Genomic DNA, 20,152 nt, shown 5'->3' on the forward strand with positions numbered 1-20,152 from the left:
ATGATCACGGTGTGACCTAACCAGTATTGGCGCTGCCTTGGGGCAGTTTTATTATTCTCAGCCTGGTTATGGGGCGTACCCCAACGGCAATTCCTTTCCAAAAGAATCAGTTAGCTGCGCCTCCGCGTTGTTGTTTTTATTATGCTGGAGTCGGTACGTCTTATTTTTATTAGGGTTGGAACGTTTTGTTATTGTTGTTGTGCTGACTCTAAAGCATACCCCGTGCCAGTTTTTTAAATCCCTTTAAAATCAACGGCTTGATTGTTTGTGTGAGGCGCGGTGCGGCACAAAAAAGCCGGGTTCTCGTTACCGTAAGACCCGGCTTTTGTTACTAAGTGTTGAAGGGGTAACAGGAGAGGGAACCTCTTGCGGGCGCATCTGTCACCTTGGCGCGCCGCTCTAGCCCGCGGTTGCCCCTGAAGATTTGCGCCGTGGGATACCGAGGCGCTGGCGGCGCTCCCACAAACATTTGCGGCTGATGCCGAGTTTGCGTGCCAGTTCGGTCTCGGTCATATGGTCCTGGTGCTCGAGAACGAAGTGCTGGAAGTAATCCTCCAACGACAGGTCTTCAGTGGGTTCGCTCGGCTCATGCCCCAGGCCGCCGCTTTGTGCGGGCAGGCCGGTGAAGTCGTCTTCCAGGTCATCCAGTTCAATATCGATGCCCAGTAGTTCGGCCGAGATGCTATTGCCTTCACAGAGAATCACTGCGCGTTCGATGGCGTTTTCTAGTTCACGCACGTTACCCGGCCAGGGGTAATGGCGAATCGCTTGTTCAGCATCGGCAGCAAAGCTCAATTCCGGACGGCCTTGGCGGGTACTTTGGCGCACCAGGAAGGCGCGGGCGATTTCACTTACGTCAGCGCCGCGCTCACGCAGTGCGGGCAGTTTGAGGGCAATCACATGCAGGCGGTAATACAGGTCTTCGCGAAATTGGCCAATCTTCGACAGGCTTTTCAAGTCACGGTGAGTCGCGGCGATCAAGCGCACATCGACCTTCTGTGATTGCACCGAGCCGACCCGGCGGATTTCGCCTTCCTGCAGTACGCGCAGCAGGCGTGCCTGGGCCTCCAGAGGCAGTTCACCGATTTCATCAAGGAACAAAGTGCCGCCGTCAGCGGCTTCGACCAAACCCGCTCGGCCGGCGCTGGCGCCAGTAAAGGCGCCTTTCTCATGGCCGAATAGCTCGGACTCGATCAGCGATTCGGGGATGGCGGCGCAGTTCACTGAAATCAGCGGCGCTTTGGCACGGCGTGAAAGGTTGTGCAGAGCGCGGGCGACCAGCTCTTTACCGGTACCGGACTCGCCCTGAATCAGCACGTTGGAGTCTGTAGGCGCGACCTTGCGGATCTTGCTGTACATCTCCTGCATAGCCGCACAGGAGCCGATGATGCCTATTTCGCCGTTACTGTTGTCCACCACCTTTTCGGCGCTGGCTTTTGTTGTGCCGGTGGCGGGGGCTGGAGCGCTCTTGGCCTGCTGGTGATCGCGCAGGATGCGCGCGACGGCCTGGAGCATTTCGTCGTGGTCAAAGGGTTTGGCGATGTAATCCACCGCGCCCATTTTCATCGAGTCGACCGCCGAACGCAGGCTGGCGTAGCTGGTCATGATCAGCACCGGCGTGCCCTGGCCGAGCTTGATCAGCTCAGTGCCGGGTGCGCCCGGTAAGCGCAGGTCGCTGACGATCAGGTCGAAGCTGGGGATGCTGAAGCGCTCTTGCGCTTCCTGCACCGAGCCCGCTTCACTGACTTCGTATTGGTTACGTTCCAGCAGACGACGCAAGGCAGAGCGGATAATAGTTTCGTCTTCGACGATCAAAATATGAGGCATCAATTCGGTCTCTCGACGGTCTCGGGGCATGCCGCTGGGCTAAAGGGCCTGGCAGGCATGCTCGCTGGTAGCTGGTTTAAGTCGCTATGGACGTCGCCTCGACATGCCTCGGCAGGCTGACCCTAATGCGGGTGCCGCGTTGAAGCTCGGGGTCGGCCGGGCTGTCGATTGTTATCTGTCCATAATGCTCTTCCACGATCGAATAGACCAGTGCAAGGCCCAGTCCCGTACCTTTGCCCGGGTCCTTGGTGGTGAAGAAAGGTTCGAACAAGCGGTCGATGATTGCCTTGGGAATACCGCTGCCTTCGTCCTCGACGATCAGGTCGACGGTGTGCTCGAAACGTTCGCTTTTGACCCGGATCGCGCTGCCCGGCGGTGAGGCATCGCGGGCGTTGGACAGCAGGTTGATCAGCACCTGAGCCAGGCGTTGCGGGTCACCCACCACCCAATGATCGGAGTCGCAAAGATTGAAAAACTGCACTTCGACGCTGCGCCGGTTGAGCGCCAGCAGGGCAATCGCATCCTGCGCCACCTGGGCCAGACACACCGGCTCCTCGCTGTGCTGGTGGCTGCCGGAATGGGCAAAGCTCATCAGCGATTGAACGATGCGCGACACGCGCTTGGTCTGCTCGATGATCTGCTCGCTGATCTCGGTCAGCTCGGGGTCACCTTCGCGTTCTTCGCGCAGGTTCTGCGCCAGGCAGGCGATGCCGGTGATCGGGTTGCCGATCTCATGTGCCACGCCGGCAGCCAGACGACCAATGGAGGCGAGTCGCTCGGAGTGCACGAGCTTGTCTTCCAGCATCTGCGTTTCGGTGAGGTCTTCAACCAGCAGTACCAGGCCGCTGTTGCCGGGGGCCAGTGGCTCGTCGATGGCCGCTTTGTGCAGGTTGAGCCAGCGCGTTTGGCCGTCCAAGGCCAGGCGCTGTTTGTGCAAGTGTTCGTCGGGCAGTTCGATAAACCGCTCCAGCAGCCCACGCCAGGGCTCGGCCAAAGTGTTCAGGCGTGAGCCGACCACACGCTGCGCGGGAATTTCGGTGAGTTCTTCCATGGCCTTGTTCCACATCAGAATCTCCTGATCCTTGGCCAACGAGCAAACGCCCATCGGCAGTTCCTGCAGGGTCTGGCGGTGATAGCGGCGCAGGGTGTCGAGTTCGGCGGCGAGACCGGTGAGGCGCGAGTGGTAGTCCTCGAGGCGGTTCTCGATAAAGTGGATGTCCTCGGTGACGTAGGTTTCGCTGCCGGCTTTATAGGGCAGGAAGGTTTCGACGATGTCCTGGGCCACGCTGGGGCCCATCAGACCGGACAGGTTGGCTTCGATGCGATCACGCAGGCGGCGCAGGGCATAAGGGCGACCTTCATCGAACGGCAAATGCAGGTCGCGCAGGGCTTGCTCCACCTCGTGCTGGGCGGTCTTGGCACCCAGGGGTTTGGCCAGTTGCGCGGCAAATTCCTGTGGCGAAGCGGCCAGCAGTTCACGGCGTTGCGGGCGGCGCACGTTATCTACAGCGCAGGCTTCTGCGGCGCTCTTTTCTTCCGGGCTGGCTTCGGTGAACAGTGACACCAGAGTGAACACCAGCACGTTAGCGGCCAATGAGCCGATGGCGGCCAGGTGCCAACTGCTGTCATCCAGCACATAAATGACGTTGAACCAGGGCAGATACAAGCCCTGCAGGTTGCCGAGCATCGGCAACAGCATGCTCACCACCCAGACGGCGATCCCCGCCAGCAAGCCGGCAATAAACCCTTTGCGATTGGCGGCGGGCCAGTACAACACCGACAGAACGCCGGGGAGGAATTGCAGGGTGGCGACGAAGGCGACGATGCCGAGGTTGGCCAGGTCCTGTTCAGCACCGAGCAGTAAATAGAAGCCGTAGCCGGCCATGATCACCAGCAGGATCAGTGCGCGCCGTGTCCACTTCAACCAGCGATAGATATTGCCTTCCGACGGTGGTTGGTAGAGCGGCAACACCACATGGTTGAGCACCATGCCGGACAGCGCCAGGGTGGTGACGATGATCAACCCGCTGGAAGCCGACAGGCCGCCGACATAGGCGATCAGCGCTAGGGTCTGGCTATTCACCGCGATGCCGACGCCGAGGGTGAAGTATTCCGGGTTGGTGGTCGCACCCAGCTTGAGACCGGCCCAGAGAATCAGCGGCACCGCCAAGCTCATCAGCAGCAGAAACAGCGGTAGGCCCCAGCTGGCGCTGACCATGGCGCGCGGGTTGAGGTTCTCGGTAAAGGTCATGTGGTACATGTGCGGCATGACGATCGCCGAGGCGAAGAACACCAGCAACAAGGTGCGCCAGGGGCCTTCCTGCAGCGGCGTGTGCAGGCTTGTCAGCGAGGACTGGTTCTGCACCAGCCACGATTGCAGGTCCTGCGGACCGTCGAACACACCGTACAGGGCATACAGGCCGATGGCGCTGATCGCCACCAGTTTGACCACCGACTCAAAGGCGATGGCGAACACCAGGCCTTCATGCTTTTCGCGGGTGGCGATATGCCGGGCGCCGAACAAAATGGTGAACAGAATGATCAGCCCGCAATAGGCCAGCGCCACGCGCTCCTGCACTGGCTCGCGGGTGAGGATGCCGATGGAGTCCGCTACTGCCTGAATCTGCAGGGCCAGCAGCGGCAGTACGCCGATCAGCATAAACACCGTGGTCAGGGCACCGGCCCAGGTGCTGCGAAACCGAAAGGCAAACAGGTCGGCCAACGATGACAGCTGGTAAGTTCGGGTGATGCGCAGAATCGGGTAGAGCAGTACCGGCGCCAGTAGAAATGCCCCGGACACCCCCAGGTAACTGGCGAGGAAGCCATACCCATACTGATAGGCCAGCCCCACTGTGCCGTAGAAGGCCCAGGCACTGGCATAGACGCCGAGCGACAGGGTGTAGGTCAGTGGATGGCGAATTATCCAGCGCGGAATCAGGCCGTGCTCACTGATCCAGGCCACGCCGAACAGGATAAGAAGGTAGGCGGCGCTGATCAGAATCAGCTGGCTCAGGCTAAAGCTCGTTAGCATCACGTTGGCTCTGAAGCGAAGAAGGTTAAGACGCGGTCACGCAGGTTGCGCCGCAGCAGGTCAGAGTTCATCGGCATCACGCTGACTCTGCAGAATGAAGGTCACGACGATGAGGATCAGCCACAGCAGGTAGGGGCGGTACCAGGCCCCATTGGGGTCGATCCACCAGTCCATGATGGCCGGGGAGAACAGGTAGATTCCCACCACCAGGATCAGCACCAATCGGTAGATATACATGCCGCATCTCTTCGCTTAATTGCCGGCGATGGTAACGGATGCATGCTGCTCTGGGCTATTGGTCGGCCGGCGTGCGCAGGGCTTGGCTTTTCCTTATTAGTTGGTACTATCGTTCCACTTAATAAGAATAATGCTGGAGATTGCCATGCGCCTTGCCCCGCTTTCCGTGCTTGCCCTGTCCGTGCTGCTAGCTGCCTGCAGCGAAGAACCAGCCCCGGTGGCCGATCTGGATTTCCAGAAAGACCTGCAAACTCAGCTGATCAAGGCCAAGCCCGGCAGCGTGATTGAGATTCCTGCCGGCACCTACCAGCTCGACCGCAGCCTGAGCCTGAAAGTCAGTGGCGTGACCATCAAGGGTGCGGGTATGGACAAGACCATCTTGAGCTTCAAGGGGCAGAAGTCCGGCGCCGAAGGCCTGCTGGTGGACGCTTCGGATTTCACCATTGAAGACATCGCCTTCGAGGACACCTTGGGTGATTCGCTGAAAGTGGTGGGCGGCAAGAACATCATCATCCGCCGTGTGCGCACCGAGTGGACCAACGGCCCGGCCACCGAGAACGGCGCTTATGGCATCTACCCGGTGCAGACCGAGAACACCCTGATCGACGGCGCGGTGGCCATCGGCGCATCGGATGCCGGTATCTATGTCGGCCAGTCGCGCAACGTGGTGGTGCGCAACAGCCGTGCCGAGCGCAATGTCGCCGGGATCGAGATCGAAAACACCATCGACGCGGACGTGTATGACAACGTCGCCACCGGTAACACCGGCGGCATTCTGGTGTTCAACATGCCCAACCTGCCGCAGGCCGGGCGGGTGACGCGGGTGTTCCGCAACAAGATCGAGGGCAATAACCACAAGAACTTCGGCCACAAGGGCACGCCGGTGGCCAGCGTGCCGGCAGGTTCCGGCGTGGTGATCAACTCCAACGATGATGTTGAGGTGTTCGACAACGACATTGGCGACCACAAGACCGCCAACGTGATCATCAGCAGCTACTTCAGTACCGGCTATACCGATCTCTCCACAGCGGAGAGTTTCGACCCTTACCCGGAAGGTATTCATATCCATGGCAACCGATTCGGCCCAGCCGGCGACAGCCCTGATCACCTGGAGTTGAAAGCGCTAAAGGTCAGCCAGTTCGGTTTGAATGGCCGCCTGCCGGATATTCTCTGGGACGGTTACGTCAACCTCGACATTCTGGTGGACGGCAAGCTGCCGGCGGACCGGGCGATCTGCATCAATAACGGCGAGGCGGGGATGATCAACGTCGACGGGCCGAACAACTACAAAAACATCAGCACCGATATGACCGACTACCGTTGCAGCCTGCCGCCATTGCCTGCCGTCAAACTGGCCTCGGCTGATGCCGACCAGGGGGCCTGATGCATCGTCTGTTGCTGGGAGCGCTGCTGCTCCTCGCCGGCTGCGAGCAGCAGCCGGCGCCGCTGTACTTGCCGCAAGGTGACAACTACCCAGAAACACTCAGCGAGTGGGGCATGCTGCAACGCGCAGACGGCTTTATCGCGCCGGTTGCCGAGGCCTTGCCCTATGACCTGAATACCCCGCTGTTTACCGACTACGCACACAAGCTGCGTACCGTCTGGATGCCAGCAGATACGGCGGCGAGTTATGGCGAGGCGCACTTCGACTACCCAGTTGGCACAGTACTGAGCAAGACCTTCTACTACACCAAGGACGCCCAGGGCCGCTTGCTGCTTAACGAGCGGGATGATCGCGATCCGCAGCGTGGCCTGGAGCTGGCGCGGGTGCAGTTGATCGAGACGCGCATCCTGCTGAAACAGCAGGAGGGCTGGGTAGCGTTGCCCTATGTGTGGGATGAACAGCAACAAGAGGCGCATCTTGAATGGGCGGGTGACAGCCGCGAGTTGAGCCTGCTGAATGCCGAGGGTAAGACTCAGGCAGTTGCCTATCAGGTGCCGGATGCCAACCAGTGTGCTGGTTGCCATGAAGAAACCGCAGGGCAGGGCGTCAATCCGCTGGGGCCGAAGGCGCGCCATCTGAACAAGGATTTTGCTTACGCCGACGGCATGCATAACCAGTTGCAGCATTGGCAGCAGCAGGGTCGTTTGCAGGGTGTGCCGGCCGAGTTGCAGGGCGTGCCGCAGAACGCGTTATGGCCGACGCCGCGCGCTGGCGAAAGCCTGGAAAAACAGGCGCGCAGTTACCTAGACGCCAACTGCAGCCACTGTCACAACCCCAAGGGCCCAGGGCGTACCTCGGGCCTGCTGCTCGACCCGGCCACGGCCATCGGCATCAGTTATGGCTTGTGCAAGCAGCCGGTGGCGGCGGGCAAAGGTTCCGGTGATCGCCTGGTGGATATTCACCCGGGCCAGCCGGATAAGTCGGTGCTGCTGTTTCGCGTGGAAAGTGTCGACCCCAGCATCATGATGCCGGAGCTGGGTCGCTCTGCTATGCATGCCGAAGGCGTGGACGTACTGCAGCGGTGGGTTGCCAGCCTGCAAGGGGATTGCTGAGAGCTTGCTCAAAGGCTGCTGCGCGTCGGCCCTGATGCGTTAAAAACAGGCTCGGAATGCTCATTTACAAAAGTAAACTCGTGTGCGAGCCCAGTCCGCTTCCTCGCCTGTTTTGACCAGTCGGAGGCTGTTACTAACGTAGCGCCTTGCATGGCTCTAGCTCGCGAGCCCTTGAGCAGGCTCTAGGAACGGCGCGACCTGTTTTCGTGCGCTGCGGCAGGTGTGGGGCATGGCTGGCCCTGTTGTGGTGCGCGTCAGTGGTGGGTGAATGCGCCAGGCCGCGCCAGTGCTGGCTTGGATCACTGGCATAAGTCTTGCGCTGCCTGGTTATCGCCCAGGTTCGCAGGAGGCCCGCTGTGTCGATTCATATCGCCTTGCACCATGTCAGCCACTATCGCTATGACCGCGCGGTCAATCTTGGCCCGCAGGTCGTGCGCCTGCGTCCTGCACCGCACAGCCGTACCCGGGTTCTGTCCTACGCGTTGAAGGTCGAACCGGGCGAGCACTTTATCAACTGGCAGCAGGACCCTCAGGGCAACTACCTGGCGCGCCTAGTGTTTCCGGAGAAGACCCGCGAGCTGAAGATCGAGGTCGATCTGGTCGCCGAAATGGCGGTGTTCAACCCCTTCGATTTTTTCCTTGAGCCTTACGCTGAGAAAATCCCTTTCGCCTATACCGAGGGCGAGCAGCTGGAGCTGGCGCCTTATTTGGTCAAGCTGCCGGCCGGCAAACTTTTCGCCAAATACCTGGCCAGCATCGAGCGTACGCCGCTGCCGAGCGTGGATTTTTTGGTGGCGCTGAACCAGCGCCTTTCCACCGATATCAGCTACCTGATTCGACTTGAGCCGGGCGTGCAGACTCCGGAAGAAAGCCTGGAGAAAGGCTCCGGCTCCTGCCGCGACTCGGCCTGGCTGCTGGTGCAGCTGTTCCGCCACCTGGGCCTGGCGGCGCGCTTTGTTTCCGGCTACCTGATTCAGCTGAAAGCCGATGTGAAATCTCTCGACGGCCCCTCCGGCACCGAGGTGGATTTCACCGACCTGCATGCCTGGTGTGAGGTCTACCTGCCCGGCGCCGGCTGGATTGGCCTGGACCCCACCAGCGGCTTGTTCGCCGGTGAAGGCCATATTCCCCTGGCCTGCAGCCCCGAACCGTCCTCGGCGGCGCCGATCAGTGGCGGCGTGGATGAGAGCGAATGCGAGTTCAGCCACGAGATGTGGGTCGAGCGTATCTGGGAAGCGCCGCGCGTCAGCAAGCCATACAGCGATGAGCAATGGCAGGCGATTGTCGCGCTCGGGCAGAAGATCGACGGCGACCTGGAGGCTCAGGACGTGCGCCTGACCATGGGCGGCGAACCGACCTTTGTTGCCCTCGATTACCCCGACGATGCGGAATGGAACACCGCTGCCCTGGGGCCGAACAAGCGCCGCCTGGCCACCGACCTGTTCCATCGCCTGCGCGAGCACTATGCGCCGCAAGCGCTGGTGCATTTCGGCCAGGGCAAGTGGTACCCCGGTGAGCAGCTGCCGCGCTGGTCGCTGAATGCCTACTGGCGGCGTGACGGCGAGCCGATCTGGCACAACCCGGCGCTGTATGCCGATGAGCAAAAAGACTACGGCGTCGATGCGGCCAAGGCCGCAGACTTTCTCACCCTGCTCGCCGAACGCCTGGGCGTGGACGCTAAATATTGCGTGCCGGCCTATGAGGACCGCTTCTACTATCTGTGGCGCGAGCGCAAGCTGCCAATCAACGTCACCGCCGAAGACCCACGCCTGGCTGACCCGCTGGAGCGCGAGCGCCTGCGTAAGGTGTTTGAGCAGGGGCTGGATAAAGTAGTCGGGCATATCCTGCCTTTGGCCCGGCAGGCCAAGCAGCTGGGCTGGCAGAGTGGCAGCTGGTTCTTGCGTGATGAGCATTGCCGGCTGATACCGGGCGATTCGGCGATGGGCTACCGGCTGCCGCTGGATTCCCAGCCCTGGGTCAGCGAAGCCGATTATCCCTACGTCACCCCGGAAGACCCCAGCCAGGTGTTCGCCCCGTTACCGGCTGCGGCGCAGATCAAACCGCAGCTGCGTGGCGTCTGGCCGGGTAGCCAGAACGGCGCGGGCAAGCGTCCGCTGTCGGGTCAGTCGGCCGCCGCCGTGGTACGTACCGCGCTGTGCGCCGAACCGCGCGAGGGCAAGCTCTATCTGTTTATGCCGCCGCTGGTGCGCCTGGAGGATTACCTGGAATTGGTGGCCGCCATCGAAGCCACCGCCGCCGAACTGAAATGCCCGGTGCTACTGGAAGGTTATGAGCCGCCGCTGGACCCGCGCCTGCAGTTCTTCCGGGTGACTCCGGACCCCGGCGTGATCGAGGTGAATATCCACCCGGCCGCCAGTTGGGATGAGCTGGTCGAACGCACCGAGTTTCTCTACGAGCAGGCGCGCGAGTGCCGCCTTTCCAGCGAGAAATTTATGATCGACGGACGCCACACCGGCACCGGCGGCGGCAACCACTTTGTCCTCGGCGGTGCGACGCCGGCTGATTCGCCGTTTCTGCGGCGCCCGGACCTGCTGCGCAGCCTGATCAGCTATTGGCACAACCATCCGTCGCTGTCCTACCTGTTCAGTGGCCTGTTTATCGGCCCGACCTCCCAGGCGCCGCGTATCGATGAGGCGCGTAACGATGCGCTGTACGAGCTGGAAATCGCCTTCGCGCAGATGCCTGAAGTGGGTCGCGACTGCCAGCCCTGGCTGGTCGACCGCCTGCTGCGCAACCTGCTGGTGGATGTGACCGGTAACACCCATCGCTCCGAGTTCTGTATCGACAAGCTGTACTCGCCGGACTCGGCCTCAGGGCGCCTTGGTCTGCTGGAGCTGCGCGCCTTCGAGATGCCGCCCCATGCGCAGATGAGCCTGGCCCAGCAGCTGTTGATTCGCGCGCTGATCGCCCGTTTCTGGCGTGAACCCTACAAGCCCGCGCGGCTGGTGCGCTGGGGCACCGAGCTGCATGACCGCTACCTGCTGCCGCACTTTATCGAGCAGGATTTTGCCGACGTGTTGCAGGAGCTGGACGGCTGCGGCTATCGCCTGCACAGCGAGTGGTTTGCTCCGCACTTCGAGTTCCGCTTTCCCAAATCCGGCGATTTCAGCGTCAAGGGCATCGAGCTGGAACTGCGTCAGGCCCTGGAACCCTGGCATGTGCTGGGCGAGGAGGGCGGGGGCGGCGGCACGGTGCGCTATGTCGACTCCTCGCTGGAGCGCATGCAGGTCAAACTCAGTGGCCTGCCGAGTGACCGCTATGTGCTGACCTGCAATGGCGTGCCGGTGCCGTTGCGGCCTACCGGCAAGGTCGGCGAGTTTGTTGGCGGCGTGCGTTTCCGCGCCTGGCAGCCGGCCAACTGCCTGCACCCGACCATCGAAGTACATGCGCCGCTGGTCTTCGACCTAGTGGACAGTTGGATGAGCCGCTCCCTCGGCGGTTGCCAGTATCATGTCGCCCATCCCGGCGGACGCAACTACGACAGCCTGCCGGTAAACGCCTATGAGGCGGAGAGTCGGCGTCTGGCGCGCTTCTTCCGCCTAGGCCATAGCCCAGGCAAGCGTCCAATATTGGCGCCAATCAACAATAATGAACTGCCCATGACCCTGGATCTGCGCCTTGTTTGACGTAATGTTGCTCACTTGAATGAAGGCTGCCGCGACCAGTCCCCTCGCCCCTTTGGGGAGAGGGTTAGGGAGAGGGGAAAACTTGTAGCTTCGCGGTGTTTTCAGCCCTCTCCCCCGGCCCCTCTCCCATAAATGGGAGAGGGGAGCGTAATGCCGTATTGCCTTGCCACTGCCGAGCCTGCCATGCCCGACCTGCTTGCCGACTACCCCCTGACACTAGGGGCTTACCATGAACTGTTCGACGCAGACGGTCAGGTGCGTCCGCACTGGCGCCTGTTGCTGGAGCGTTTGCAGCGCAGCAGCCCGGCGCAGCTGGCGCAGCGCCAGGCTCTGCTGGCGCGGCAGATTCAGGAAAATGGGGTCACCTACAACGTTTACGCCGACCCCGATGGCGCCGACCGGCCGTGGGAGCTGGACCTGCTGCCCAATCTGATTCCGGCCGAAGAATGGCAGCAGATCGCCGCCGGCGTGGCGCAGCGGGCCGGTTTACTGAATGCCGTGCTGGCCGACCTGTATGGCCCACAGCAACTGCTTGCCGACGGGCTGTTGCCGGCTGAGCTGGTGTTTGGCCACAACAACTACCTGTGGCCCTGTCAGGGTGTGCAGCCGCCCGGCGGCACTTATCTGCACCTGTATGCGGTGGATCTGGCCCGCGCCCCGGATGGCCGCTGGTGGGTCACCGCCGATCGTACCCAGGCGCCGTCTGGCGCGGGTTATGCCCTGGAAAACCGGCAGATCGTCTCCCGTGCTTTTCCCGAGCTGTACCGCGATCTGCGCGTGCAATACCTGGCCGGTTTCTTCCGCACCCTGCAGGACACCCTGGCGCGCCAGGCCCCGGCCGGCAGTGAAACGCCGCTGGTGGTGCTGCTCACCCCTGGGCGTTTCAACGAGAGTTATTTTGAGCACCTGTACCTGGCGCGTCAGCTCGGTTACCCGCTTGTGGAAGGCAGCGATCTGACCGTGCGCGATGCCAAGGTCTATCTGAAGACCCTGGCCGGCCTACGCCGCGTGCATGCGGTACTGCGCCGCCTGGATGATGACTTCTGCGACCCGCTGGAGCTGCGCACCGACTCGGCCCTCGGCGTGCCTGGCCTGCTCGAAGCGGTGCGCCAGGGCAATGTGCTGGTGGCCAATGCCCTCGGCAGCGGTGTGCTGGAGTCCCCAGGTTTGCCGGGCTTTCTGCCGGCCATTGCGGAAAAACTTCTTGGCGAAGAACTGCTGCTGCCGAGTGTCGCCAGTTGGTGGTGCGGCGAGCCGCCGGTGCTGGACAAGGCCCTGGAACAGCTCGACGAGTTGCTGGTGCGCGCCAGCTTTCCCTCGCAGAGTTTTGCCCCGGTGTTTGGCCGTGATTTGGATGAAGCGCAGCGCGCCGAGTTGGCCGAACGCCTCAAGGCGCGGCCTTATGCCTATGTCGCCCAGGCGCTGGCGCAGCTGTCGCAGGCACCGGTCTGGCAGCCTGAAGAAGGCCAACTGGCGCCGCGCGCCATCGGCATGCGGGTATTTGCCGTGGCGAGTGCCGAGGGTTACCGGGTCATGCCCGGCGGCCTGACCCGGGTAGCCGCCGAAGCCGACGCCGAAGTGGTGTCGATGCAGCGCGGCGGTGCCAGCAAGGACACCTGGGTGCTCGGTGAACGGCATGCCGGCGGCGAACCCTGGCAATGGTTGCGCCCGCTGGGCGTGGCCGATCTGGTGCGCAGTGACCCTTATTTGCCTTCGCGGGTGGTGGAAAACCTCTACTGGTTTGGCCGCTACAGCGAACGCTGCGAGGACGGTGCGCGCCTGCTGCGCATCATGCTGGCGCGCTATGTCGATGACGACGATGACCCGCAGGCGCTGCAAACCGCCCTGAGCCTGGCTGAAAGCTTGGGTCTGCTGCCGGATGCCGACAGCGGCGAACTGCAGCAGCGTCTGCTTGAAGCGCTGCTGGGTGAGGACTGGCAGGGCAGCCTACGTGGCAATCTGCAGCGTTTGCAGTGGGTGGCCGGCAGCGTGCGCGGCAAGCTGTCCCAGGCCAACTGGCAGGCCCTGCTCGAATTACAGCGCGAGGCCCAGGGGTTGAGCAGCGAGCAGGCCGATTTCGGCGAGTTACTGGATTTTCTTGACCGCCTGCTGCTGTCGCTGGCGGCGCTCTCAGGCTTTGCTTTGGATGACATGACCCGTGACGACGGCTGGCGTTTTCTGATGATCGGCCGCTGCATCGAGCGTCTGCAGTTTCTCTGCGACAGCCTGGCCAACTTCCTCACCAGTAGCGCGGCGCAGGATCAGTCGGCGCTGGAGTGGCTGCTGGAACTGGGTAACAGCAGCATCACCTACCGCACCCGTTACCTGGCTTCCGCGCAGCTGATTCCGGTGCTCGACCTGTTGCTGCTGGATGAGCAGAACCCGCATGCCGTGCTGTTTCAGGTGCGCACCCTGCTGCGCTCGCTGGCGCGCCTGGGCGAGCGTTTCGAGCTGCCCAGCGAGCGCCGGCTGAAACACCTGGAAGGGCAGTTGGCGCGCTTTAGTCTGGCCAGCTTGGAGAATCCACTGTTTGGCGCGGCCAGCGTGCAGGAGGTGCTGGATGGTTTGTCTGGGCTGCTGGAAAGCATCAGCCAGGCCAGTGCGGACATCTCCGACCGTTTAGGCTTGCGCTTCTTTGTGCATGTCGACGCCAGCCAGCGGACGCAATCCTCATGAGCAGCGCCTTCTACCAGATACTTCACGACACCCATTACCGCTACGCCAGCCCGGTGTCGCTGGCTCAGCAGCTGGCGCACCTGTGGCCACGGGCTTGCCCCTGGCAACGCAACCATGAACAGCAACTGCTGGTCAGCCCGCAGCCGTGCCAGCGCCAGGATGCGCTTGATGTGTTCGGCAACCCGCTGACCCGCCTGGTGTTCGAGCGCCCGCATGACGAACTCAAAGTCAGCGCGCGGCTACAGGTCGAAGTGTTGGCGCGCCCAGCGTTGGATCTGCAGGCGTCACCGCCCTGGGAAGAGGCCTGCACGGCGCTGCGCTACAGCGGTCAGGCGTTACTGCCTGGGGTGCTGGAGGCGACGCGTTTTCGTTTCGAGTCGCCTTATGTGCACCTCAAGCAGGTGTTTGCCGAGTATGCGGCGGATTGCTTTAGCCCCGGCCGGCCGTTGCTGGCGGCGGTGGACGGGCTGATGCAGAAGATCTTTGCCGAGTTCAGCTTTGATGCGGCGGCGACCCAGGTGGCCACGCCGCTGCTGCAGGTGCTGGAGGAGCGCCGCGGTGTGTGCCAGGACTTTGCCCACCTGATGCTTGCCTGTCTGCGCTCTATGGGCCTTTCGGCGCGCTATGTCAGTGGCTACCTGCTGACCCAGCCACCGCCCGGCCAGCCCCGACTGATCGGCGCCGATGCCTCGCATGCCTGGGTCTCGGTGTTCTGCCCGCAGCAGGGCTGGGTGGATTTCGACCCGACCAACAATGTTCGACCGGCGCTGGAACATATCACCCTGGCCTGGGGCCGCGATTTTGCCGATGTCTCACCGCTGCGTGGGGTGATTCTTGGCGGCGGCAGCCATGACCCCGAGGTACAGGTGACCGTGCTGCCAATCCCCGCGATCTAGCGCTTATGTAACGGCGTGCTAGCGTTTTCCAGTGAACACTTACTGGAGCTGCGCCATGGAAGAAACCAACCTGATTAATCTCGGCACCGAAAAAGTTGCCGATCTCTACAACCTGGTCGCGCAGTACGGCGCGGCGTTTGCCATCAAGATCATCTCGGCAATTGCCTTCTGGGTGATCGGCCGCTGGCTGATCGGTTTTGCCGTCTGCATGGTGCAGCGTGCCCTGGGTCAGCAGCGGGTCGATCCGACGGTGCTGCGCTATGTCGGCAACTTTATCTCGGTGACCCTCAACATCATTCTGGTCATCGGCATTCTCGGCTACTTCGGCGTGCAAACCACCAGCCTGGCGGCACTGATTGCGGCGGTCGGCCTGGCCATCGGCATGGCCTGGTCGGGGCTGTTGGCCAACCTGGCGGCGGGTGGTTTTATTATCGTGCTGCGGCCGTTCAAGGTCGGCGACTTTATCAGCGCGGGTGGGGTGACCGGCACCGTCACCGAGATCGGCCTGTTCGTCACCGCGATCAATACGCCGGATAACGTGATGACCCTGGTGGGTAACAACAAGATCTTCTCCGACAACATCCAGAACTTCAGCCATAACGCGTTTCGCCGGGTTGATCTGCAGGCGCAGCTGTCCGGCGCGGCGGACTACAAAGCCGCTGCGGCGCTGCTCAAGGAGCGTATCGGGGGCATTGCCAACGTGCTGAAAGAGCCGGCAGTGGATGTGGAAATTATCGAGTTCAATCTGGTCGGCCCGGTGCTGGCGGTGCGTCCGTATTGCCACACCGACCATTACTGGCAGGTGTATTTCGATAGCAACAAGATGATCAAGGATGCCCTCGGTGAAGGCGGCTTCCCGGCGCCGATGCCGGCGCAGACGGTGATCATGCAGCAGGCGGGGTAACAGAGGATGCCGGCCGCTGGGGGAGGCGGCCGGCGCTGGATCAGGCGTGCGCCTTGTTCGGTTTCACGGCTTTCCAGAGGCGAGTCGCCAGGCTGACCAGCAGTAGGGCAACGGCGCCGGCGATGATTCCGGCGACGGCATTCAGCAGGGTTGGCAGCAAGGCCGCGAGCAGGCCGCTGCTGGCCGCCACGCTCTGCGCCATCTGGTCGATCCACGCCTGCGCAGCATGTACGCCGTGGGTGAGGATGCCGCCGCCGACCATAAACATCGCTGCGGTGCCGAGAATCGACAGGGTTTTCATCATATAGGGCGCGGTAAACAGAATGCCGCGACCGATGCTGCGTTGCAGGCGGCCGCCCAGGCCTTCACCACCACGCTGATTGAGATAGAGGCCGGCGTCATCCAGCTTGACGATACCCGCCACCAGGCCATAAACCCCGACTGTCATCAGCAGAGCGATACCCGAAAGCACCGCGACCTGCTTGCCGAAACTGGCCAGGGCCACGGTGCCAAGGGTGATGGCGATGATTTCTGCCGAGAGGATAAAGTCGGTGCGGATCGCGCCTTTGATCTTGTCCTTCTCGAACGCCAGCATGTCCACTTCGGGGTCGGCCACGGCCTGCAGTAGTTCTTGATGCTGCGCCTGATTATCGGCCTTGCTGTGGAGGAACTTGTGCGCGAGTTTCTCGAAGCCTTCGTAGCAGAGGAAGGCGCCGCCAAACATCAGCAGCGGCGTTACCGCCCAGGGCGCAAAGGCACTGATCAGCAGGGCAGCAGGCACCAGAATCAGCTTGTTCTTGAACGAGCCCTTGGCCACCGCCCAGACCACCGGCAGCTCCCGTTCGGCCCGCACGCCGCTGACCTGCTGGGCGTTCAGCGCCAGGTCGTCGCCGAGTACCCCGGCAGTTTTCTTGGCCGCCACTTTGGTCATTACCGCCACATCGTCGAGAACGGCGGCGATGTCATCAAGCAGGGTTAATAGGCTAGCGCCGGCCATGCGAGTGATTCCTTTCTTGGGTTTCTGAGGCGAATCGCCTGGCAGAAGGGCAGGCGACGGTGCGCAGATTTATACGTGAGTCAGCACGTATCAGCCATAGGCGGAAAACCCAGTTTTGCCGCAGTGCACGAAAAAACGGTGGTACGGGTTAGTCGCTGCTATTGCCGCACGATCCACTGGCGCCACTGGCATAGGCAGCGAGCAGGCTGCGTAACAGGTCATTGAGAGGCATGGGCGTATCTCCTTGATTGGTGGCGTGACGTTACGCCTGTGCCCGGCTGCTGGGCTGTTGATTGTCTCGATTGGGGTCATAGCCGGAAGCCGCTTTGGCGTTATGCACAGCCATTGCGGCGGTGCACAGTTAGTTGTGCACAAAGACTGTGGAGCGAACTGTGGATAAGGTGGGCGTAGGCGCTTGCAGGCCTAGTCGTGTGGCTTCTTACGGCCTTTGTACGCTTTTTGATCAGTCAATTATTTACCGTTAAAACAACAGGTTAGCCTGGTTATTCAGGGCATTATGGGGTAGCGCTGAAGTTGTCCACGACTACTGTGGGTAGAGCTGTTGATAACTCTGGTATGACTGCCTGCAAGGCTTATAAAGCCTGGTTTTTCGCCCTTTGATCGATTTTTAAGCAGCGTGTAGAAGTCTCGAAATACGTCATTTACGCTCTGCCGAGTCAAGCAATAATCGCGTTATTTCAAGGGTTTGTCGCAGTGCTGTGGCGCACGGTGGATAACTTATCCCAGGTTGCTGTGGAGCGACCTGTGGATAAGCTGAGCACGCATGCGTTCAGGCCACAGCGGACGTGGCCTGAACGCGGTAGGTTGTTTTTTATACAGCGGCGAGTGGTCAGAGCCTTTCTACGATCTCGCGAGCTAGAGCACTGCAAGGCGAAAACAGGCGAGGAAGCGGAGTTTACGAGCTGTAAATGAGCATTCCGAGCCTGTTTTCAACGCAGTAGGGCCGACGCGCAGCAGATCGTAAAAGGCTCTTAGTCTTCTAGGGCGCTGATCTGGGTCGAACGCCCCAGCACCTGCAAGGCACGATCCGGGTAATCGGTGATCAGTGCGTTTGCCCCCAGATCAATCAGGCGGCGCATATCGGGCTGTTCGTTGATGGTCCATAGCTGCACATTCAGCCCACGTTGTGTGGCGGTCTTGAGCAAGCTCGGGCTGGCAATGTGCAGGCCATCGTGGGCCTCGGGAATCTGCAGCGCCTGGTAGGAGGGCGACAGCAGGTTGCCCAGGCCGACCCAATTGAGTGCCACCAGCAGGCGCACCGAGCCGGGGCCAGCGGAGGTGGCCACGCCCGGGCACTGTTCGCGGAACAGCTGCAGGCTGCGGTCATAGAAGCTGCCAACAATCACCTTGTCGCGTTGCTGGTGGGCGGTGAGGGCGTCACATAACTGCGCTTCCATACCGACATCCGGCACCTTGATCTCGATCACCTTGGGGATATCGGGGAATCGTTCGAGCACCTCAGTAAAGGTCGGGATACGCACGCCCTGGCCACGGTAGGGGTAGCTCTGGCCGCCATCGGCGCTCCAGCGGTAGCCGGCGTCCAGTGCTTGCAGCTGCGCCAGGCTGAGCGCGGCAACCGGGCCTTCGCCATTGGTGGTGCGATCCAGGGTGCGGTCGTGGATCACCACCAGCTCACTGTCACTGGACAGGTGCAGGTCCATCTCCAGCATGTCCACGCCCAGCGCGCTGGCACGCTCGAAGGCAAACAGGCTGTTCTCCGGCCACAGGCCTTTGCCGCCGCGGTGGGCAATCACCAGCGGTTGTTCGGCAAAGCGGCTAAGCACTGCGGCGGGTTGGGCTGGTGTGCTGGTCAGGCTCAGTACGCCGATGGCGATGGCCAGTAACAGCAGTGGAACAGAGAGAAAGCGGGCAACGCGCAGCATGGTCAGGGTCCAGGGCAGTCAAGGGAGAGGAGGTTTAATACGCCTCGACTATGACAAAGCCATGGCGGCTGGGCGAGAGGCGAAATGCGCCAGCCTAGCGACCTTTGCGGTCAGGGGTTGTTGGCGTGGCGGATGCGGGTGGACGCTGGCCGTCCACCCGAGCCAGTCACTTAGCCGGCCAGCAGCCAGGCACCGGTGACTGCCGAAGCCGCGCCGAGTATGCGCACCACCGGTGCAGCGGCCTGGGGCAGCAGGCGCACCAGGGCGTAGCCGCTGGCGTGCAGAGCGGCGGTTGCGACCACGAAACCGGCGGCATAGCCCCATGGGCTGGCCAGCGCCGGCAGCTCCAGGCCGTGGGCCACGCCGTGGGTCAGGGCGAACAGTGCAGTCAGGGCGATGGAAATAACCATTGGCAGGCGGATGGCCACGGCGACTAGAAGACCAAACGCCAGCACTGACGCGGCGATACCGGTTTCCATCAGCGGAATCTGCAAGCCGTTAAAGCCCAGCAGGCCGCCGATCAACATCGTGCCAACAAAGGTCAGCGGCAGCGCCCAGCGCGCCGCGCCGGATTGCTGCGCAGCCCATAGGCCGACGGCGAGCATCGCCAGCAGGTGGTCGAGGCCGAATACCGGGTGCGCCAGGCCGGCCATTAGCCCGGAGTGATCGTGGCCAGCGTGGGCGAAGGCCACTGCGGGGCTGAGAAACAGGGCGAGGGCGAACAGGGATTTACGCAGGTTCATGGGGTGTCTCCTTGACTGAATGGGTTGTACTTAGAACCTGTTTACGATCTCGCGAGCTAGAGCCAGTCAAGGCAAAAACAGCCGAGGAAGCGGAATTTACGAGCTGTAAATGAGCATTCCGAGGCTGTTTTTAACGCCGAATGGCCGACGCGCAGCAGATCGTAAGCAGGTTCTCAGGCTGCGTTGAGCATGCCGTGCTGTTCGATAAAGGCGATGATCTGATCAAGCCCCTGGCCGATCTTCTGGTTGCTGAAGACAAACGGCTTGTCGCCACGCATCTTCAGGGTGTCGCGCTCCATCACCTCCAGTGAGGCGCCGACCAGTGGTGCCAGGTCGACCTTGTTGATCACCAGCAGGTCGGATTTGCAGATGCCTGGACCGCCTTTGCGCGGCAGCTTGTCGCCGGCAGATACGTCGATCACGTAGATGGTCAGGTCCGACAGCTCCGGACTGAAGGTGGCCGAGAGGTTGTCGCCGCCGGACTCGACGATGATCAGGTCCAGGCCCGGAAAGCGCCGGTTGAGCTGGTCGACTGCTTCCAGGTTGATCGAGGCGTCTTCGCGGATGGCGGTGTGCGGGCAACCGCCGGTTTCCACGCCGATGATCCGCTCCGGCACCAGAGCTTCGTTACGCACCAGAAACTGCGCGTCTTCCTGGGTGTAGATGTCGTTGGTCACCACCGCCAGGTTGTAGCGCTCGCGCAGGGCCAGGCACAGGGCCAGGGTCAGGGCGGTCTTGCCGGAGCCGACCGGGCCACCGATGCCGACACGCAGGGGTTGGCTGTTCATCTTCAA

At 61.8% G+C, this 20,152-nt stretch carries 13 protein-coding genes; 6 read left to right on the plus strand and 7 right to left on the minus strand.

Going from position 1 to position 20,152, the window contains the following annotated elements:
* Positions 1 to 399: 399 nt before the first annotated feature.
* From BLO50_RS19765 to BLO50_RS19775, 3 genes are all read right to left on the minus strand, one after another.
* Positions 400 to 1,827, minus strand: a complete 1,428-nt coding sequence (locus tag BLO50_RS19765; protein ID WP_090255998.1) for a sigma-54-dependent transcriptional regulator — start codon at positions 1,825 to 1,827, stop codon at positions 400 to 402.
* Positions 1,828 to 1,903: 76 nt separating this feature from the next.
* A complete protein-coding gene (locus BLO50_RS19770) occupies positions 1,904 to 4,858 on the minus strand; it encodes a sensor histidine kinase (RefSeq protein ID WP_090255999.1) in 2,955 nt (984 codons plus the stop codon).
* Positions 4,859 to 4,918: 60 nt separating this feature from the next.
* A complete protein-coding gene (locus BLO50_RS19775; protein WP_003244646.1) occupies positions 4,919 to 5,095 on the minus strand; it encodes a hypothetical protein in 177 nt (58 codons plus the stop codon).
* A gap of 145 nt (positions 5,096 to 5,240) precedes the next feature.
* Between BLO50_RS19775 and BLO50_RS19780 the strand changes: the two genes are divergently transcribed.
* From BLO50_RS19780 to BLO50_RS19805, 6 genes are all read left to right on the plus strand, one after another.
* The gene (locus tag BLO50_RS19780; RefSeq protein ID WP_090256000.1) at positions 5,241 to 6,479 is read left to right on the plus strand and encodes a parallel beta-helix domain-containing protein; all 1,239 of its coding nucleotides are present in this window, start codon (positions 5,241 to 5,243) and stop codon (positions 6,477 to 6,479) included.
* Entirely contained in the window at positions 6,479 to 7,591 is a 1,113-nt protein-coding gene (locus tag BLO50_RS19785) for an SO2930 family diheme c-type cytochrome (RefSeq protein ID WP_090256001.1), read from the plus strand. Before BLO50_RS19780 ends, BLO50_RS19785 begins: the two co-directional genes overlap by 1 nt.
* A gap of 356 nt (positions 7,592 to 7,947) precedes the next feature.
* On the plus strand, positions 7,948 to 11,238 hold the full coding sequence (locus BLO50_RS19790) for a transglutaminase family protein (RefSeq protein ID WP_090256002.1): 3,291 nt from the start codon (positions 7,948 to 7,950) through the stop codon (positions 11,236 to 11,238).
* A gap of 183 nt (positions 11,239 to 11,421) precedes the next feature.
* Positions 11,422 to 13,914, plus strand: coding sequence for a circularly permuted type 2 ATP-grasp protein (locus tag BLO50_RS19795; protein WP_090256044.1), 2,493 nt, complete (start codon positions 11,422 to 11,424; stop codon positions 13,912 to 13,914).
* Positions 13,911 to 14,810 (plus strand): transglutaminase family protein, encoded by a 900-nt coding sequence (locus BLO50_RS19800; RefSeq protein WP_090256003.1) that lies wholly within the window; start codon positions 13,911 to 13,913, stop codon positions 14,808 to 14,810. Before BLO50_RS19795 ends, BLO50_RS19800 begins: the two co-directional genes overlap by 4 nt.
* 55 nt (positions 14,811 to 14,865) lie before the next feature.
* Complete coding sequence (locus tag BLO50_RS19805) at positions 14,866 to 15,714, plus strand: mechanosensitive ion channel family protein (protein ID WP_090256004.1); 849 nt, start codon at positions 14,866 to 14,868, stop codon at positions 15,712 to 15,714.
* Between the two features lie 40 nt (positions 15,715 to 15,754).
* Here BLO50_RS19805 and BLO50_RS19810 read toward each other — a convergent pair whose 3' ends face one another.
* From BLO50_RS19810 to ureG, 4 genes are all read right to left on the minus strand, one after another.
* Positions 15,755 to 16,711 carry a DUF808 domain-containing protein gene (locus tag BLO50_RS19810; RefSeq protein WP_090256005.1) on the minus strand — a complete coding sequence of 319 codons (957 nt, stop codon included), beginning with the start codon at positions 16,709 to 16,711 and terminating at the stop codon, positions 15,755 to 15,757.
* Between the two features lie 992 nt (positions 16,712 to 17,703).
* Entirely contained in the window at positions 17,704 to 18,615 is a 912-nt protein-coding gene (locus BLO50_RS19815) for a glycerophosphodiester phosphodiesterase family protein (protein ID WP_090256006.1), read from the minus strand.
* 170 nt (positions 18,616 to 18,785) lie between these two features.
* A complete protein-coding gene (locus tag BLO50_RS19820) occupies positions 18,786 to 19,358 on the minus strand; it encodes a HupE/UreJ family protein (protein ID WP_090256007.1) in 573 nt (190 codons plus the stop codon).
* Positions 19,359 to 19,531: 173 nt separating this feature from the next.
* Positions 19,532 to 20,146 (minus strand): urease accessory protein UreG, encoded by a 615-nt coding sequence (gene ureG, locus BLO50_RS19825; protein WP_090256008.1) that lies wholly within the window; start codon positions 20,144 to 20,146, stop codon positions 19,532 to 19,534.
* Positions 20,147 to 20,152: the final 6 nt, after the last annotated feature.

It is taken from the genome of Pseudomonas peli, from assembly GCF_900099645.1.
Lineage (GTDB): Bacteria > Pseudomonadota > Gammaproteobacteria > Pseudomonadales > Pseudomonadaceae > Aquipseudomonas > Aquipseudomonas peli.

Excerpts from the sequence above, each read along its gene's own strand:
- BLO50_RS19810 (WP_090256005.1), bottom strand. The coding sequence starts at position 16,711 with ATGGCCGGCGCTAGCCTATTAACCCTGCTTGATGACATCGCCGCCGTT.
- BLO50_RS19800 (WP_090256003.1), top strand. The coding sequence starts at position 13,911 with ATGAGCAGCGCCTTCTACCAGATACTTCACGACACCCATTACCGCTAC.
- BLO50_RS19765 (WP_090255998.1), bottom strand. The coding sequence starts at position 1,827 with ATGCCTCATATTTTGATCGTCGAAGACGAAACTATTATCCGCTCTGCC.
- ureG (WP_090256008.1), bottom strand. The coding sequence starts at position 20,146 with ATGAACAGCCAACCCCTGCGTGTCGGCATCGGTGGCCCGGTCGGCTCC.
- BLO50_RS19805 (WP_090256004.1), top strand. The coding sequence starts at position 14,866 with ATGGAAGAAACCAACCTGATTAATCTCGGCACCGAAAAAGTTGCCGAT.
- BLO50_RS19775 (WP_003244646.1), bottom strand. The coding sequence starts at position 5,095 with ATGTATATCTACCGATTGGTGCTGATCCTGGTGGTGGGAATCTACCTG.
- BLO50_RS19795 (WP_090256044.1), top strand. The coding sequence starts at position 11,422 with ATGCCCGACCTGCTTGCCGACTACCCCCTGACACTAGGGGCTTACCAT.
- BLO50_RS19820 (WP_090256007.1), bottom strand. The coding sequence starts at position 19,358 with ATGAACCTGCGTAAATCCCTGTTCGCCCTCGCCCTGTTTCTCAGCCCC.
- BLO50_RS19785 (WP_090256001.1), top strand. The coding sequence starts at position 6,479 with ATGCATCGTCTGTTGCTGGGAGCGCTGCTGCTCCTCGCCGGCTGCGAG.
- BLO50_RS19815 (WP_090256006.1), bottom strand. The coding sequence starts at position 18,615 with ATGCTGCGCGTTGCCCGCTTTCTCTCTGTTCCACTGCTGTTACTGGCC.
- BLO50_RS19770 (WP_090255999.1), bottom strand. The coding sequence starts at position 4,858 with ATGCTAACGAGCTTTAGCCTGAGCCAGCTGATTCTGATCAGCGCCGCC.
- BLO50_RS19780 (WP_090256000.1), top strand. The coding sequence starts at position 5,241 with ATGCGCCTTGCCCCGCTTTCCGTGCTTGCCCTGTCCGTGCTGCTAGCT.